The following is a 14966-nucleotide window of genomic DNA, read 5'->3' on the forward strand; positions in this document are numbered from 1 at the left end:
CTGACCGTAAATCAGCGTGATAAGGACCGTAAATCAGCGTGATAAGTAGATCCCACGAAGTGAACTGCTTGGCATAACGATCAGCGCCACAGCGTTTGACGGATGCTTTGAAGAGCTGATGGGGAAGGGCCTGGAGCATTTGTGCAAATCGAGTGCTGCTGAACATGGGCGAAAATCGAGTCTGAAAACCTGATTATTGCTTACGAAGCAGGCACAGCAAGGGGGAGCAAGCTCCCCCTTTAGTTTTTACCGGACACTAGTGACGCGGAGCATGGGAAAGATCAGTTGTAGGAGCTGCCGAAGGCTGCGATCTTTTGACCTTAGTGCGTGAAGTGGGCATCAACCCTCTTCAAGCCACCAACGCAACGGCTTGCCTTCGGCCGGCCAGAAGCGCATCTGGTCAATCGGTGAGACGTCCCAGCGCTGGACGTTTTCCAGTGCCTGCAGGAAGCGTTTTTCCTGCTCCATCAACGCCGGCGCGCAGAGTTTGCGGGTGCTGCCGATCTTGCCGAAGCTGAGCTTCTCGCCTTCGAGCGTGTACGGCGCGAACCAGTGGTTGCAGCCGCCGTTACCGTAGGCCCGACCGTCGTCACCGAGCGTGATGGTCAGGTGGCTGTAGTCCATCAGCGGACGTTCGCCGATCCACTCCAGAATGTAACTGCGGTTCTGTTGCAACTTTACCGGCTCGGCGGCGCAGCCCAGCAGGCTGGCACCGACCATCGTGGTCAGAGCAAGGCGTTTCATCACGCAGGCTCCTGGCACTTCGGGCACAGGTGTTTTTCGCCGGCTGCGGTCCAGCCCAGTTCGGCAATCCGTGCGGTGGCGGCCGGTTTTTCAGCCTGGTTGCCCAGCTTGGCGTCGACCGCGAACTCGAAGCTCAGCTCTTTGGCGCAGCTGTCGCAGTTGACTTTCCAGGTGTGGATCGCCAGTTCGCCGAACACCGGACCACTGGCCACCGCGACCCATTGGCCGGGCGGGTTGATCAGGTGGCGAACCGTTTCGACGGTCAGGCGCATGGACAAGTCCTTGCTGCCTTTGAGGGTCACTACCAGCACGTCGTTATTGCGAATCGAACCGCCGTTGCCGGTGACTTGATAACGCCCCGGCACCAAGGCGCGGCATTCGGTGAGGGTGTGTTGCGGGTTCATCAGGCTGTAGCGGAAATCGTGTTCGACCATGGGTCCTCCAAATATGCGCGATATGCTAGCACGGGCATCAACGCAGCATGGCGCGGGCATGTGACCTTCGATCTGGTTCAACTTATCTGCCCACTCATGGCAAACTGCCGCTTTTGCATCTCTAAGGAACAGAAATGGCGTTGATCGAATGTTACGAGTGCAAGCAACGCATCAGTTCCACGGCGCCTGCTTGCATTCATTGCGGTGCGCCTGCGGCAACAGTGCAAGCGGCCACTTCGACGGCAGCGCCTGTGGAAGCACCGCTTTCTTTCGGGCGTTTGCCGAGCAATGAGAGTGTGCCTCGGGTGACCCCGGCCGCGTTCGGGCGTAAACGAAAAACCGAAATCCAGGCCGAGATCCCGGCACCGGTGCTCAATGGGCCGCGTCCGGTGGAACTCTGGCTGAAACTGATGATTTTCTTTCTGCCGCCGTTTTTTGTCTGGTTCCTGCTGCGTCGCGGGCATTCGCTGGGGCAGCGCTTGCTGGGCTTCGGCTGGCTGGGCCTGATGATCGTCTTGTCCAAGGCCTGAGCCGTTCAGCGCTCGACCTGATTGTGTGGCGAACCGGCCGCCCAGGCCGCGATGTTCTGCAATGTGGTCGCGGCAATCGCGCCCAGGGCTTCGTGGGTCAGGAAGGCCTGGTGTGCGGTGATGATCACGTTCGGAAAGGTCAGCAGGCGCGCCAGCACATCGTCTTGCAATGGCAGGTCGGAGCGGTCCTCGAAGAACAACTGCGCCTCCTCTTCATAGACATCGAGCCCCAGATAGCCCAATTGGCCGTTTTTCAATGCGTCGATCAGCGCCGGCGTGTCCACCAGACCGCCACGCCCGGTGTTGATCAACATCGCGCCGGGCTGCATGTGCGCCAGTGACTCGCGGTTGATCAAATGTTTGCTCTGCTCGTTGAGCGGGCAATGCAGGCTGATGATCTGAGACTCGGCCAGCAGTTGCGGCAAGCTCAGGTAGCGCGCGCCGAGGGCTTCGACCTGTGGGTTCGGATAGGGGTCATAGGCCAGCAATTGGCAGCCGAAGCCGTGCATGATTTTCGCGAAGGTCGCGCCGATCTGCCCGGTGCCGACCACGCCGACGGTCTTGTTCACCAGGTCGAAACCGGTCAACCCGTGCAGGCTGAAATCGCCCTCGCGGGTACGGTTGTAGGCGCGGTGCAGACGGCGGTTGAGCGCCAGAATCAACGCCACCGCGTGTTCGGCCACGGCGTGGGGCGAGTAGGCCGGGACCCGAACGACCGTCAGCCCCAGGCGCTTCGCCGCCACGAGGTCGACATGGTTGTAACCGGCCGAGCGCAGGGCGATCAGGCGTGTGCCGCCTGCTGCCAGGCGTTCAAGCATCGGGGCGCTGAGGTCATCGTTGATGAAGGCGCAGACCACCTCGTGATGCTCGGCCAGTGCCACCGTGTCGAGGCTCAGTCGTGCCGGCTGGAAATGCAGTTCGATGYCGACGGGCAGGTCGGCGGCGAGAAAACTCTCGCGGTCGTAGGTCTGGCTGCTGAAAAGAATCGTGCGCATGCTGTCCTCCTGGAAGTCTCAAACCCCGTAGCAGCCTTCGGCAGCTGCTACAGGGTTTGAGTTTAGCGTTCAGGCCCTCCTGCGTTATTGCGCTGCATCAGGCATTGATGCGCGCATGGGCCGCGAGGCGATTGATGGCGCGTTCGAGTTCTTCCAGCGCGAAGGGGGCTTTCGGGTCCTGTTGCTTGAGCAGGGTTTCGCTGCGCTGGCAGGCGGCGCGCAGTTGCGGAACGCCGCAATAACGGGTTGCCCCGTGCAGGCGATGGACCCGCTCGATCAGGGCATTCTGGTCGTTGGCTTCTCGGGCCACGCGGATGGCCTCGCGGTCGGCTTCCAGGGAGGCCAGCAGCATGGCCAGCATGTCCGCCGCCAGATCGGCCTTGCCGGCCGCCAGGCGCAGGCCTTCTTCGTGGTCGAGCACCTGCAATTCATGACCGCTGTTGTTATCGCTATTACGCTCCGGACCCTGATTGCGCAGCGCCAGGCCCGTCCATTTCAACACCACTTGCGCCAGTTGCCGTTCGCTGATGGGTTTGGTCAGGTAGTCGTCCATGCCGCTTTGCAGCAATGCGCGTTTTTCATTGGCCATCGCATGGGCGGTGAGGGCCACGACCGGCAGTGGCGTGCAATGCCGCTCGCTTTCCCATTGGCGAATGGCTTCGGTGCTTTGGCGCCCATCCATGCCGGGCATTTGCACGTCCATCAACACCAGATCGAAAGTCTCGTTCTGTACGGCCTTGACCGCGGCGTAACCGCTTTCTACCGCGAGCACCTTGGCGCCCATGTCTTCGAGCAGGGTTTGCACCAGCAGCAGGTTGGCCGGGTTGTCGTCCACGCAAAGGACCTTCGGCGCGCGGCTGGAAACCGGCTCGGCGGGGTCGCTGCGCTGCTGGCGCGGGTTGACCAGATCAGACAGGGCCCGACGCAGCTTGCGGGTGCAGGCGGGTTTGGACTGGAGCTGGCTGTGGGGGTTGGGCACCGAGAGATGGAACAGCGTCAGTTCGGTGGTCGGGCACAGCACCAACACTCTGCAGCCCAGGTGTTCAAGGTCCCAGATGTGCTGGTTGAGGCGCTCCGGCGGCATGTCGTTGCTGGTGATGCCGAGCACCGCCAAGCCGATTGCCTGATCGGTCTGGTGAGCGCCGGTCACGCCATTGGCCAGGCTTTCCAGGGTATTGAACGGCGTGACGCTCAGGCCGCAGTCTTCCAGTTGATGCTGCAATGCCTGACGGGCCAGTTCATGGTTTTCCAGGACAGCCACCCGCTGCCCGAGCAACGGTGGGCCGGGCAGGTCTTCGGCGTCGTCGCGGGTTTTGGGCAGGCTCAGGCTGATCCAGAATTCCGAGCCTTCGCCCGGCGTGCTGTCGACGCCGATCTCGCCGCCCATTTGTTCGATCAGCCGTTTGGAAATCACCAATCCGAGGCCGGTGCCGCCGGGTTGTCGGGACAACGAGTTATCGGCCTGGCTGAAGGCCTGGAACAGGGCGCGCACGTCCTGGTTCGACAGGCCGATGCCGGTGTCCTGAATGCTGATGCGCAGTTGCACGCTGTCTTCATGCTCTTCTTCGAGCATCGCCCGGGCGACGATGGTGCCTTCGCGGGTGAACTTGATCGCATTGCTCACAAGGTTGGTGAGGATCTGCTTGAGTCGCAACGGATCGCCCACCAGCGACAGTGGCGTATCGCGATAAACCAGGCTCACCAGCTCAAGCTCTTTGGCGTGGGCGGCCGGGGCGAGGATGTTCAGGGTGTCTTGCAGCAGGTCGCGCAGGTTGAACGGAATATGGTCGAGCACCAGTTTGCCGGCCTCGATTTTCGAGAAATCGAGAATCTCGTTGATGATCCCCAACAGGCTGTCGGCAGACTTTTCGATGGTGCCCAAGTAATCGAGCTGGCGCGGCGTCAGTTCGCTTTTTTGCAGCAGGTGCGTGAAGCCGAGAATGCCGTTGAGCGGCGTGCGGATTTCATGGCTCATGTTGGCCAGGAACTCGGACTTGATCCGGCTCGCCTCCAGGGCTTCCTTGCGCGCCAGATCCAGCTCGATGTTCTGGATTTCGATGGTTTCCAGATTCTGACGCACGTCTTCGGTGGCCTGGTCGACGCTGTTTTGCAATTCTTCCTGAGCGTTCTGCAGCGTCCCGGCCATGCGGTTGATGCCGGACGCCAGTTCATCCAGTTCCTGGCTGCCGAGGGGCGGCAGGCGGGTTTCCAGATGACCGTCCTTGAGTTGCGCCACGGCCTGTTTGATCTGGCTCAATGGCCGGTTGATGGTTCGGCCCATGCGTAACGCCAGCAGCGCCGCACCGGCCAGGCCTCCGCCGATCAGCAGCAGGCTGGCGAACAGGCTGCGGTAGCCGCGCAGCAGCATGCCGTTGTGGGACAGTTCGAGTTCGACCCAGCCCAGCAGGCGGTCGGCTTCATCGGGGATCAGGTCGCCGGCCAGGTTGCGGTGCTTGCCGAACACCGGCAGCAGGTAACGCGTGGCGTCATTGCCGCTGCGGCGCAGCAACTGTGAACCGTTGCCCAGGGGCGCCTGATTGAGCATGGTCGGGCCGGCATGGGCCAGCGGCGTGCGGTCGGGGGCGAGAAAGGTCACCGCGCGCACATCGGTCTGTTCCAGGGACTGGGTGGCGATGCGCTCCAGCAGTTCGTTGTCTTTGTGACCCATGGCCGGGGCCACCAACGGTGCCAGCTGTTCGGCGATCATTTCGCCGCGTTGCATGAGCTGGGCTTGCAGGTCCGATTGCTGCATCCAGGTGAAATAGCCGCCCAGGACCAACGCCATCAGGGTGGTCGGCAACAGGGTCAGTAACAGCACGCGGCCTTTAATTCCCAGTTTCTTGAGCACGCATCTCTCCTGCATCCAGCTGTTTATTGACCTGCACATGCGTCCGGCACGCGCCACCTGCGCAGTGTAGCGATTTGCATGCGGGCAATCTTCGTAAAATTGATGTCGTCATTCGTCGGTCAGTTCAATGCTTTGGTCCAGGGAGACAAACCTTGGGTTGCCCCTAGAGAGGCAATCTTGAATAATCAGCAATTGAGAATTATTTGCAGATACTCATGACTCCCATCGCGATTGGCCATCCTCGCATCCTCTCTATCGAAGACGATCCAGTGCTCGGTGCTTATGTTCATGAGCATCTGGGGCGCTGCGGTTTTCAGGTGACCTGGTGCCAGAACGGGCAGGAAGGCCTGGCGATTGCGCGCCAGCAGGCCTTCGATGTGGTGTTGATGGATATTCTGTTGCCGGGGCTCGATGGCCTGGCGGTGCTGACCCAATTGCGCCAGAGCCATTCCACGCCGGTGGTGCTGATGTCGGCGCTGGGCGCAGAGGCGGATCGCATCAGTGGCTTTCGCCTCGGGGCCGACGATTACCTGCCCAAGCCTTTCAGCATGGCCGAGTTGCGGGTGCGCATCGAAGCGATTCTGCGGCGGGTGGCGTTCGACCGTCGACCAGCGCCGATACCGACGGCCCCTGCGACGGACTGCCTGCGTTTTGACGAAGAATTGGGCGAGGTCTTTTGTGGTGAACTCGCGGCCGGCCTGACCCGCAGCGAGTACCGTCTGCTGGACACGCTGAACCGCAACGAGGATGAAGTGTTGAGCAAGGCGTTCCTTTATCAGCAGGTATTGCAGCGCGGTTATGCGCCCCATGACCGCAGCCTCGACATGCACATCAGCCAGATTCGCCGCAAGCTCAAGGCCATCGGTTACACCGAGCGTGAAGTGCGCACGGTGTGGGGCAAAGGGTACGTATTGAGTGCGGTCGATGAAGTGGTCTGACGTGCCGGGTCGCACGGTGGTCCTGCAACAGCAACTGCTGCGCGATCTGTCCCACGAATTGCGCACGCCGCTCAGCCGGTTACGGGTGGCCTGCGAAAGCGAGCAGGACCTGGAGCAATTGCGCGAGCGCATTAGCCGGGAAGTCGACGGTATGCTGCGTCTGGTCGAGGACACCCTGCAACTGGCCTGGCTCGACAGCGAGCGCGCGCCGTTGCCCGATGAAGCGATCCAGGTCCAGGCCTTGTGGGAAATGCTCACGGAAAACGCTTGCTATGAAAGTGGCTGGCCGGCGAGTCAGTTGCACTGTGCGGTGGATGCCTGCTGCTGGGTGCGGGGCCATCTCAATACCTTGGCCCAGGCGCTGGAAAACATTCTGCGTAATGCCATTCGTCATTCACCGCAGGGCGGTGTCGTGATGTTCGATGGCCGGCGTGATGGCGACTTTTGGCACCTGTGGCTGGAGGACGAGGGCGGTGGAGTGGCTGACGAGGATCTTGAGCGAATCTTCTCGCCGTTCATCCGGCTCGACGGTTCACGGCCGGGGGAGGGTGGGTTCGGATTGGGGTTGAGCATTGCCAGGAATGCGGTGCAGCGGCAGGGCGGGCGGCTTTGGGCGGAGAATGCAGGGCGGGGCTTACGGCTGAATATGCTGTTACTGGCTGATCTCCATGGCGACAATGCTGACGCCATCGCGAACAGGCCTGCACCTACAGTGGACATGTGTCGACCACTCATTGCGTGATCAACCCCAGGCCCTGCTCGCAGATTTTGCCAGAGCGTTCGCGTTTTTTTGTACGACCTTTCCTAAAGCCTTTCGCCGACACCTTCAGGCTGCCTTGACGGTTTAGAGTCACGTTTTTCCTCATCATCAAGGAGTTGGGCATGAATGCATCCAATATTGCCGGCACCACCGCAGATGTCCGTTTCGATGAGGTACTTGCGCTGATTCACAGTGCCAGACAGCAGGCCGTACAGGCGGTCAATACCCAGCTGATCGAACTGTACTGGCAGGTCGGTGCTTACATCAGCCGCAAGCTGGAGCAGGCTGAGTGGGGCGATGCCGTGGTCAGTCAGCTGGCTGAACATCTGGCCAAGACTCAACCAGGGTTGCGCGGGTTTACCCGGCGCAATCTGTTTCGTATGCGTCAGTTCTACGAAGCTTATCGGGGCAATGAGAAAGTGTCAGCGCTGCTGACACAATTACCCTGGACCCATAACCTGCTCATTCTGACTCAAAGTAAACACCCGCAAGAGCGTGAGTTTTATCTGCGTCTGGCTGTGCAGGAAAAGTGGTCGACGCGAGAGCTGGAACGTCAGCACAAAGCTGCGCTGTTCGAGCGCAGCATCACCCAACCGCCAAAAGTCTCTCCAGTGCTGAGACAAGCCAACCCTGCGGCGCTTGAGATATTCCGCGATGCTTACATGGTCGAGTTTCTCGACCTGCCCGGCGGCCATGCCGAAACTGATCTGCATCAAGGGTTGCTGGCGCGACTCAAGCAATTTCTGATCGAGTTGGGCCGCGACTTCTGCTTTGTCGGCTCCCAATACCCGCTGCAAGTCGGAGGGCGTGACTTTGCTCTGGACCTGTTATTTTTCCATCGTGGACTCAACTGCTTGATCGCTATCGAACTCAAGGTCGGCCGTTTCGAGCCGGAGTACTTGGGCAAGCTGGACTTCTATCTGGAAGCGCTGGATCGAGATGAACGCAAACCCCACGAAAACCCGGCCATCGGTGTGTTGCTCTGCGCCAGTAAGGATGACGAAGTGGTCGAATACGCCCTTAACCGCAGCCTGTCGCCAGCGTTGATCGCTGAATACCAGGTCCAGCTTCCGGACAAACAGCTGCTGCAGGCCAAATTGCATGAGTTTTATGCATTGAATATTGCACAAGGAGAAGAGGAGTGAACTGCTTATTCCCATAAGCCATAAGCCCCTTACTTTGCGTGATATGGCCTGCGCACGTTTGCCGGTATGATAGGCGCCCCCGCAGTCCGGATTGCGAATACGCCATGACCTTGCAGTACCCAACCATCGCCGATTGCGTCGGCAATACTCCGCTGGTCCGTTTGCAGCGCCTGCCTGGCGTCACCAGCAACACGCTTTTGCTCAAGCTCGAAGGGAACAACCCGGCGGGTTCGGTCAAGGATCGTCCGGCGCTGTCGATGATCACCCGCGCCGAATTGCGCGGGCAGATCCACGTCGGCGATACGCTGATCGAAGCGACCTCGGGCAACACCGGGATCGCCCTGGCCATGGCCGCGGCGATCAAGGGTTACAAGATGATCCTGATCATGCCGGACAACTCCAGTGCCGAGCGTAAAGCCGCGATGACGGCCTATGGCGCCGAGCTGATTCTGGTCAGCCAGGAAGAAGGCATGGAAGGTGCGCGCGACCTCGCCCAGCGAATGGAAGCCGAAGGTCGCGGCAAGGTGCTGGACCAGTTCGCCAACGGCGACAACCCCGAGGCGCACTACACCACCACCGGTCCGGAAATCTGGCGTCAGACCCAGGGCACCATCACGCATTTCGTCAGCTCGATGGGCACCACCGGCACCATCATGGGTGTCTCGCGCTACCTGAAAGAACAGAACGAGAACGTGCAGATCATCGGCCTGCAACCGATGGAAGGCTCGGCGATTCCGGGTATCCGTCGCTGGCCGCAGGAATACCTGCCGAAGATTTATCAGGCCGATCGCGTGGACCGTATCGTCGACATGGCGCAAAGCGAGGCCGAGGACGTGACCCGTCGTCTGGCGCGCGAAGAAGGCATTTTCTGCGGCGTGTCTTCGGGCGGTGCTGTAGCGGCGATGCTGCGTCTGTCCAAAGAAGTTGAAAACGCGGTGATCGTCGCGATCATCTGTGACCGTGGCGACCGTTACTTGTCGACCGGCATTTTCGACGCGCCCAACTGATGGCCAAGCAAGAGAGAGGCCTGCGCTTCCAGCCCACGGGCGGCAGCAAGGCCCCGCAAGTCCCGACCGGCAAAAAGCAGCGCCTGACCATCGAGCGCCTGGCCAATGACGGTCGCGGTATCGCGTTTTTTGAAGGTCGCACCTGGTTCGTCATCGGCGCATTGGCCGGTGAAGAAGTCGATGCGCGGGTCTTGGGTGCCCACGGTAAAGTGGTCGAGGCGCGTACCGAGCGGGTGTTCCAGGCCAGCCAATTGCGTCGCCCGGCACCGTGCGCCCATGCCGGTCGCTGCGGTGGTTGCAGCGTGCAGCATCTGCCCCACAACGAACAACTCGCCCTGAAACAACGCATGCTCGCCGAGCAATTGTCGCGGGTCGCCGGCGTCGAACCCGAAGAGTGGGCTGCGCCATTGAGCGGTCCGGAATTCGGCTACCGGCGTCGTGCCCGGGTGGCGGTGCGTTGGGACATGAAGGCGAAAAAACTCGAAGTCGGTTTCCGCGCCGCCGGCAGCCAGGACATCGTCGCCATCAACGAGTGCCCGGTGCTGGTACAGCCCTTGCAACCGATCATGACTGGCTTGCCGGACATGCTGCGACGCTTGAGCAAACCTCAGGCACTGGGGCATGTGGAATTGTTCAGCGGTTCGTCATTGGCGGTATTGCTGCGGCACATGGCGCCGTTGTCCGAAGCCGATATGACGATCCTCAAGCAATTCTGCGCGCTCCATGAGGCCCAGTTGTGGCTGCATGGCGACGGCGAGCCGCAACCGGTCAAGGCCGATCAGACCCTGGGCTATCGCCTTGAACCGTGGGACTTGAACCTGGCGTATCGGCCTGGAGATTTCATCCAGGTCAACGCCGGGGTCAACGAAGCGATGGTCGCTCAGGCGCTGGAATGGTTGGCGCCGAAAGCCGATGAGCGGGTTCTGGACCTGTTCTGCGGGTTGGGCAACTTTGCCTTGCCGCTGGCCAGGACCGTTCGTGAAGTGGTGGCGGTGGAAGGTGTGCAGGCCATGGTCGAGCGGGCCGCCGCGAACGCCGCTAGTAATAATTTGCATAACGCGAAGTTTTTTCAGGCCGATTTATCCCAGCCTTTGGCTGATGCCGAATGGGCCGGCGAAGGCTTTTGTGCGGTACTCTTGGACCCACCTCGCGACGGTGCTTTCGAGGTGGTGCGCAAGCTTGCGTCCCTGGGGGCCGAACGATTGGTTTATGTGTCGTGCAACCCTGCAACTCTGGCGCGCGACACGGTCGAATTGATCAAGCAGGGCTACCGGTTAAAACGTGCCGGGATTCTCGATATGTTTCCTCAAACGGCGCATGTCGAGGCCATGGCGTTATTTGAAGCGAGCTAGGATGGCTCGTCTGGTCCGACTGACCGTCCGTGCCGCCATGCATCAGCCCGGCGGGGCGCCCGGACAATGAAGGTCAGCGATTTGACGCATTGAATCTGCGTCGTAGGGAAGGTAAAGCAAGATGGTACAGGTGAGAGCACACCAGCCGATCAACACTGACGGCAGTATCAATCTCGAGGCTTGGCTCGATCACGCGGTCAGTATCGATACGGCACTGGATCGCGAAGCCTTGAAAGAAGCCTGCGAGTTCGCTCGCGAGGCCGAACAACAAGCCAATGCGGCGAAAAACCTGTGGTCCGAAGGGACCTCGAGTTTCCGCACCGGCCTTGAGATCGCCGAGATTCTCGCCGATCTCAAACTCGATCAGGATTCGTTGGTCGCGGCAGTCTTGTACCGCGGCGTGCGCGAAGGCCAGATCCAGTTGCCGGCGGTCAGCCAGCGCTTCGGCCCGGTGGTCGCCAAACTGATTGACGGCGTGCAACGCATGGCGGCGATCAGCGACAGTCTGAGTCCGCGTAAATCCATGGTGATGGGCACCCAAGGCCAGGTGGAAAACCTGCGCAAGATGCTCGTGGCCATGGTCGACGACGTGCGCGTCGCGCTGATCAAACTGGCCGAGCGCACCTGTGCGATCCGTGCGGTAAAAACCGCCGATGACGAGAAGCGTAACCGCGTCGCCCGTGAAGTCTTCGACATCTACGCGCCGCTGGCACATCGCCTCGGTATCGGTCATATCAAGTGGGAGCTGGAGGACTTGTCCTTCCGTTACCTCGAGCCCGACCAGTACAAGCAGATCGCCAAGTTGCTCCATGAGCGACGGCTGGATCGCGAGCGCTTCATCAGCGATGTGATGACCCAGCTCAAGAACGAGTTGCAGGCCACCGGCGTCGAGGCTGACATCAGCGGCCGGGCCAAACACATCTACTCGATCTGGCGCAAAATGCAGCGCAAGGGTCTGGAGTTCAGCCAGATCTACGACGTGCGCGCCGTTCGCGTGCTGGTGCCGGAAATGCGCGACTGCTACACCGCGCTCGGCATCGTCCACACCCTGTGGCGGCACATCCCGAAAGAGTTCGACGACTACATCGCCAACCCGAAAGAGAATGGCTACCGCTCGCTGCACACCGCGGTAATCGGCCCTGAAGGCAAGGTGCTGGAAGTGCAGATCCGCACCCATGCCATGCACGAAGAAGCCGAGCTGGGGGTTTGCGCGCACTGGCGATACAAGGGCACCGACGTCAAGTCCGGCTCGAACCACTACGAAGAGAAAATCTCCTGGCTGCGTCAGGTTCTCGAGTGGCACGAAGAGCTGGGCGATATCGGCGGCCTTGCCGAACAGCTGCGGGTCGATATCGAGCCGGACCGGGTTTATATCTTCACTCCCGACGGTCATGCCATCGACTTGCCGAAGGGCGCGACACCGCTGGACTTCGCTTACCGCGTGCACACCGAAATCGGTCACAACTGCCGCGGCGCCAAGATCAACGGGCGCATCGTGCCGCTCAACTACAGCCTGCAAACCGGTGAACAGGTCGAGATCATCACCAGCAAGCACGGCACTCCGAGCCGCGACTGGCTGAACCCGAACCTGGGTTACATCACCACGTCGCGAGCGCGGGCGAAGATCGTTCACTGGTTCAAGTTGCAAGCCCGCGATCAGAACGTCGCGGCCGGTAAAACCTTGCTCGAGCGCGAACTCAGTCGCCTCGGTCTGCCGCAGGTGGATTTCGACAAGCTGGCCGAAAAGGCCAACATGAAGACCGCCGAAGACATGTTCGCCGCATTGGGCGCAGGCGATTTGCGCCTGGCGCAACTGGTGAACCTGGCGCAGCAACTGGTCGAGCCGGAACGCGGCAACGAACAGCTGGAGCTGATCCCGCGCAAAGCCACCGGCTATAAACCGGGCAAGCGCGGCGATATCCAGATCCAGGGCGTCGGCAACCTGATGACCCAGATGGCCGGCTGCTGCCAGCCGTTGCCGGGGGACGCCATCGTCGGTTACATCACCCAGGGCCGTGGCGTGAGCATCCACCGTCAGGACTGCGCCTCGGTGCTGCAACTGGCCGGGCGCGAGCCGGAGCGGATCATCCAGGTCAGCTGGGGGCCGGTGCCGGTGCTCACCTATCCGGTGGACATCATCATTCGCGCTTACGACCGTTCCGGTCTGCTGCGTGACGTGTCGCAGGTGCTGCTCAACGAGCGGATCAACGTGCTGGCGGTCAACACCCGCTCGAACAAAGAGGACAACACTGCGTTGATGTCCCTGACCATCGAGATTCCGGGGCTGGATGCGCTGGGGCGGTTGCTGGGGCGGATCTCCCAGTTGCCGAACATCATCGAAACCCGCCGTAACCGCACACCGTAAGGCGTTCACTTTTTTGTGGCCGCCAAGCTTTTGTGGGGCTGGCTTGTCGGATCGCGGCGGTGCGGCGATCCGACTTGCCCGGTTCCCACAGGTTCTCGCAGAGATTGATTGATGTATTCACTTGAAGACCTGCTGCACCTGATGAACCGTCTGCGCGACCCGCAGTACGGCTGCCCGTGGGACATCAAGCAAACCTACGCCACCATCGTCCCGCACACCCTGGAAGAAGCCTACGAAGTCGCCGACGCCATCGAACGCGGCGATTTCGATCACTTGCAGGGTGAGTTGGGCGACTTGTTGTTCCAGGTGGTTTATTACAGCCAGCTGGCCAGGGAAGAAGGGCGCTTCGAATTCGCTGGCGTGGTCGACAGCATCACGCGCAAGTTGATTCGCCGTCATCCTCACGTATTTCCCACCGGTGATCTGTACGCGCCGCTGGACGTCCCGCGCCTGAATGAAGAGCAGGTCAAGCAACGCTGGGAAGAGATCAAGGCTGAAGAACGCGCCGAGAAGTCTTCGGCGCCGGAGCAGTTGTCCTTGCTCGATGACGTACCCGCGGCACTGCCGGCGTTGTCCCGTTCGGCAAAACTGCAGAAGCGCGCAGGGCAGGTCGGTTTCGATTGGCCGGACGCCTTGCCGGTGCTCGACAAGGTTCGCGAAGAACTCGATGAAGTGCTTGAAGCCATGGCCGACAATGACTCGGCGGCGATTGCCGATGAAGTCGGCGACCTGCTGTTTTCCGTGGTCAATCTGGCGCGTCACCTCAAGGTCGATCCGGAAACCGCACTGCGTGGCGCGAACACAAAATTTGAAAGACGCTTCCGATTTATCGAACAGGCATTGCGCGACACCCACCGTCCCATAGAAGATTGCACCCTCGAAGAGTTGGACGCCTTGTGGGGCGAAGCCAAACGTCAGGAAAAGAATTTGCCCAGCTGCGGCTGAGCTGTTGCCTAAGTGAGTAAGCACCATGAGCCTTTCCCTTCGCGACCAGTTGCTCAAAGCAGGGCTGGTCAACCAAAAGCAGGCCAAACAGGTCGGCAAAGAAAAACAGAAACAACAGCGTCTGGCCCACAAAGGCCAGATCGAACTCGATGACTCCCAGCAGCGTGCGGCTCAGGAAGCCATGGCCGAGAAGGTCAAGCGCGATCAGGAGCTCAACCGTCAGCAACAGGAGAAGGCCGAGCAGAAGGCCCGCGCCGCCCAGGTCAAGCAATTGATCGAAGTCTCGCGCCTGCCCAAGCTGAACACCGAGGACTACTACAACTTCGTCGACGACAAAAAGGTCAAGCGCATCTCCGTCAACACCCTGATGCGCAACAAGCTCAGCAGCGGTTCTCTGGCGATCGTGCATCACGCTGGCGGTTACGAAGTGATCCCTCGTGAAGCGGCCCTGAAGATTCAGGAGCGCGACCCACAGCGCATCGTGCAGCTGAATGTGAAGACAGAAGAAGTCAGCGCCGAAGACGATCCGTACGCGGCCTATCAGATTCCTGACGATCTGATGTGGTAAGCCGTTAGCGGCTGCAACAACGACAAACCCCGCTCATGGCGGGGTTTGTCATTTTCAATGCGGTGGTTATGCAGAACGCGCTTCGCGTTGCTGCTCCAGTGATTCCAGTTCGGCCTTGTATTGGTGGGCTTCGGTCTCGGAGTGGAACATCCCGACCAGCAGGTCTTGTTGATGTACATCCCAGATACGGATACCGGCGGCGATGCCTTCATGGGACATATGTGAATCGTCGCGTTCAGTTACTTTTACAGTCATCTGCTAGCTCCAATCTCTGTTATCTGCAGCAAGGCGTGTGCAGGCCTTTGTTATAAGTTTTGTTAGCTGGCTAAGTAAAC

The 14966-nt window shown here is 60.4% G+C and carries 14 protein-coding genes and 1 pseudogene; 9 read left to right on the forward strand and 6 right to left on the reverse strand.

Features of this window, described 5'->3' with window-relative positions:
- The 3 genes from AC1D2Q_RS29025 to AC1D2Q_RS29035 all read right to left on the reverse strand — a co-directional run.
- The coding region (locus tag AC1D2Q_RS29025) for a DUF4372 domain-containing protein (RefSeq protein WP_477815497.1) at positions 1 to 166 on the reverse strand (166 nt) is incomplete at its 3' end.
- Between the two features lie 173 nt (positions 167 to 339).
- On the reverse strand, positions 340 to 744 hold the full coding sequence (locus AC1D2Q_RS29030) for an META domain-containing protein (RefSeq protein ID WP_477815478.1): 405 nt from the start codon (positions 742 to 744) through the stop codon (positions 340 to 342).
- Positions 744 to 1178 (reverse strand): hypothetical protein, encoded by a 435-nt coding sequence (locus AC1D2Q_RS29035; RefSeq protein ID WP_477815479.1) that lies wholly within the window; start codon positions 1176 to 1178, stop codon positions 744 to 746. The genes AC1D2Q_RS29030 and AC1D2Q_RS29035 overlap by 1 nt, the downstream gene beginning before the upstream one ends.
- 134 nt (positions 1179 to 1312) lie before the next feature.
- Here AC1D2Q_RS29035 and AC1D2Q_RS29040 point away from each other — a divergent pair, with 134 nt between their 5' ends.
- On the forward strand, positions 1313 to 1708 hold the full coding sequence (locus tag AC1D2Q_RS29040) for a hypothetical protein (RefSeq protein WP_477815480.1): 396 nt from the start codon (positions 1313 to 1315) through the stop codon (positions 1706 to 1708).
- 5 nt (positions 1709 to 1713) lie between these two features.
- Here the strand turns inward: AC1D2Q_RS29040 and AC1D2Q_RS29045 are convergent, their stop codons facing one another.
- Both AC1D2Q_RS29045 and AC1D2Q_RS29050 read right to left on the reverse strand, forming a co-directional pair.
- Positions 1714 to 2703, reverse strand: a complete 990-nt coding sequence (locus AC1D2Q_RS29045; RefSeq protein WP_477815481.1) for a 2-hydroxyacid dehydrogenase — start codon at positions 2701 to 2703, stop codon at positions 1714 to 1716.
- 97 nt (positions 2704 to 2800) lie between these two features.
- Positions 2801 to 5551, reverse strand: a complete 2751-nt coding sequence (locus AC1D2Q_RS29050; RefSeq protein ID WP_477815482.1) for a response regulator — start codon at positions 5549 to 5551, stop codon at positions 2801 to 2803.
- 215 nt (positions 5552 to 5766) lie between these two features.
- Between AC1D2Q_RS29050 and AC1D2Q_RS29055 the strand changes: the two genes are divergently transcribed.
- The 8 genes and pseudogenes from AC1D2Q_RS29055 to AC1D2Q_RS29090 all read left to right on the forward strand — a co-directional run bounded on the left by AC1D2Q_RS29055 (position 5767) and on the right by AC1D2Q_RS29090 (position 14631).
- The gene (locus AC1D2Q_RS29055) at positions 5767 to 6489 is read left to right on the forward strand and encodes a response regulator transcription factor (protein ID WP_477815483.1); all 723 of its coding nucleotides are present in this window, start codon (positions 5767 to 5769) and stop codon (positions 6487 to 6489) included.
- Between the two features lie 13 nt (positions 6490 to 6502).
- Positions 6503 to 7231: pseudogene (locus AC1D2Q_RS29060) on the forward strand (sensor histidine kinase); the annotation flags it as partial.
- 140 nt (positions 7232 to 7371) lie between these two features.
- Positions 7372 to 8394 (forward strand): PDDEXK nuclease domain-containing protein, encoded by a 1023-nt coding sequence (locus tag AC1D2Q_RS29065; protein ID WP_305409894.1) that lies wholly within the window; start codon positions 7372 to 7374, stop codon positions 8392 to 8394.
- Between the two features lie 104 nt (positions 8395 to 8498).
- Positions 8499 to 9401 (forward strand): cysteine synthase CysM, encoded by a 903-nt coding sequence (gene cysM / locus AC1D2Q_RS29070; RefSeq protein WP_018926292.1) that lies wholly within the window; start codon positions 8499 to 8501, stop codon positions 9399 to 9401.
- The gene (gene rlmD / locus AC1D2Q_RS29075; RefSeq protein ID WP_477815484.1) at positions 9401 to 10753 is read left to right on the forward strand and encodes a 23S rRNA (uracil(1939)-C(5))-methyltransferase RlmD; all 1353 of its coding nucleotides are present in this window, start codon (positions 9401 to 9403) and stop codon (positions 10751 to 10753) included. Before cysM ends, rlmD begins: the two co-directional genes overlap by 1 nt.
- 121 nt (positions 10754 to 10874) lie before the next feature.
- Entirely contained in the window at positions 10875 to 13118 is a 2244-nt protein-coding gene (relA, locus tag AC1D2Q_RS29080; protein WP_019581222.1) for a GTP diphosphokinase, read from the forward strand.
- A 111-nt stretch (positions 13119 to 13229) separates the two neighbouring features.
- A complete protein-coding gene (gene mazG, locus AC1D2Q_RS29085; protein ID WP_018926289.1) occupies positions 13230 to 14063 on the forward strand; it encodes a nucleoside triphosphate pyrophosphohydrolase in 834 nt (277 codons plus the stop codon).
- A gap of 25 nt (positions 14064 to 14088) precedes the next feature.
- The gene (locus AC1D2Q_RS29090; protein WP_477815485.1) at positions 14089 to 14631 is read left to right on the forward strand and encodes a DUF2058 domain-containing protein; all 543 of its coding nucleotides are present in this window, start codon (positions 14089 to 14091) and stop codon (positions 14629 to 14631) included.
- 66 nt (positions 14632 to 14697) lie between these two features.
- On the opposite strand, the gene AC1D2Q_RS29095 is transcribed toward AC1D2Q_RS29090, so the two are convergent.
- A complete protein-coding gene (locus tag AC1D2Q_RS29095; RefSeq protein ID WP_018926287.1) occupies positions 14698 to 14886 on the reverse strand; it encodes a hypothetical protein in 189 nt (62 codons plus the stop codon).
- Positions 14887 to 14966 lie beyond the last annotated feature (80 nt).

This window comes from Pseudomonas sp. P1_A1, assembly GCF_056406935.1.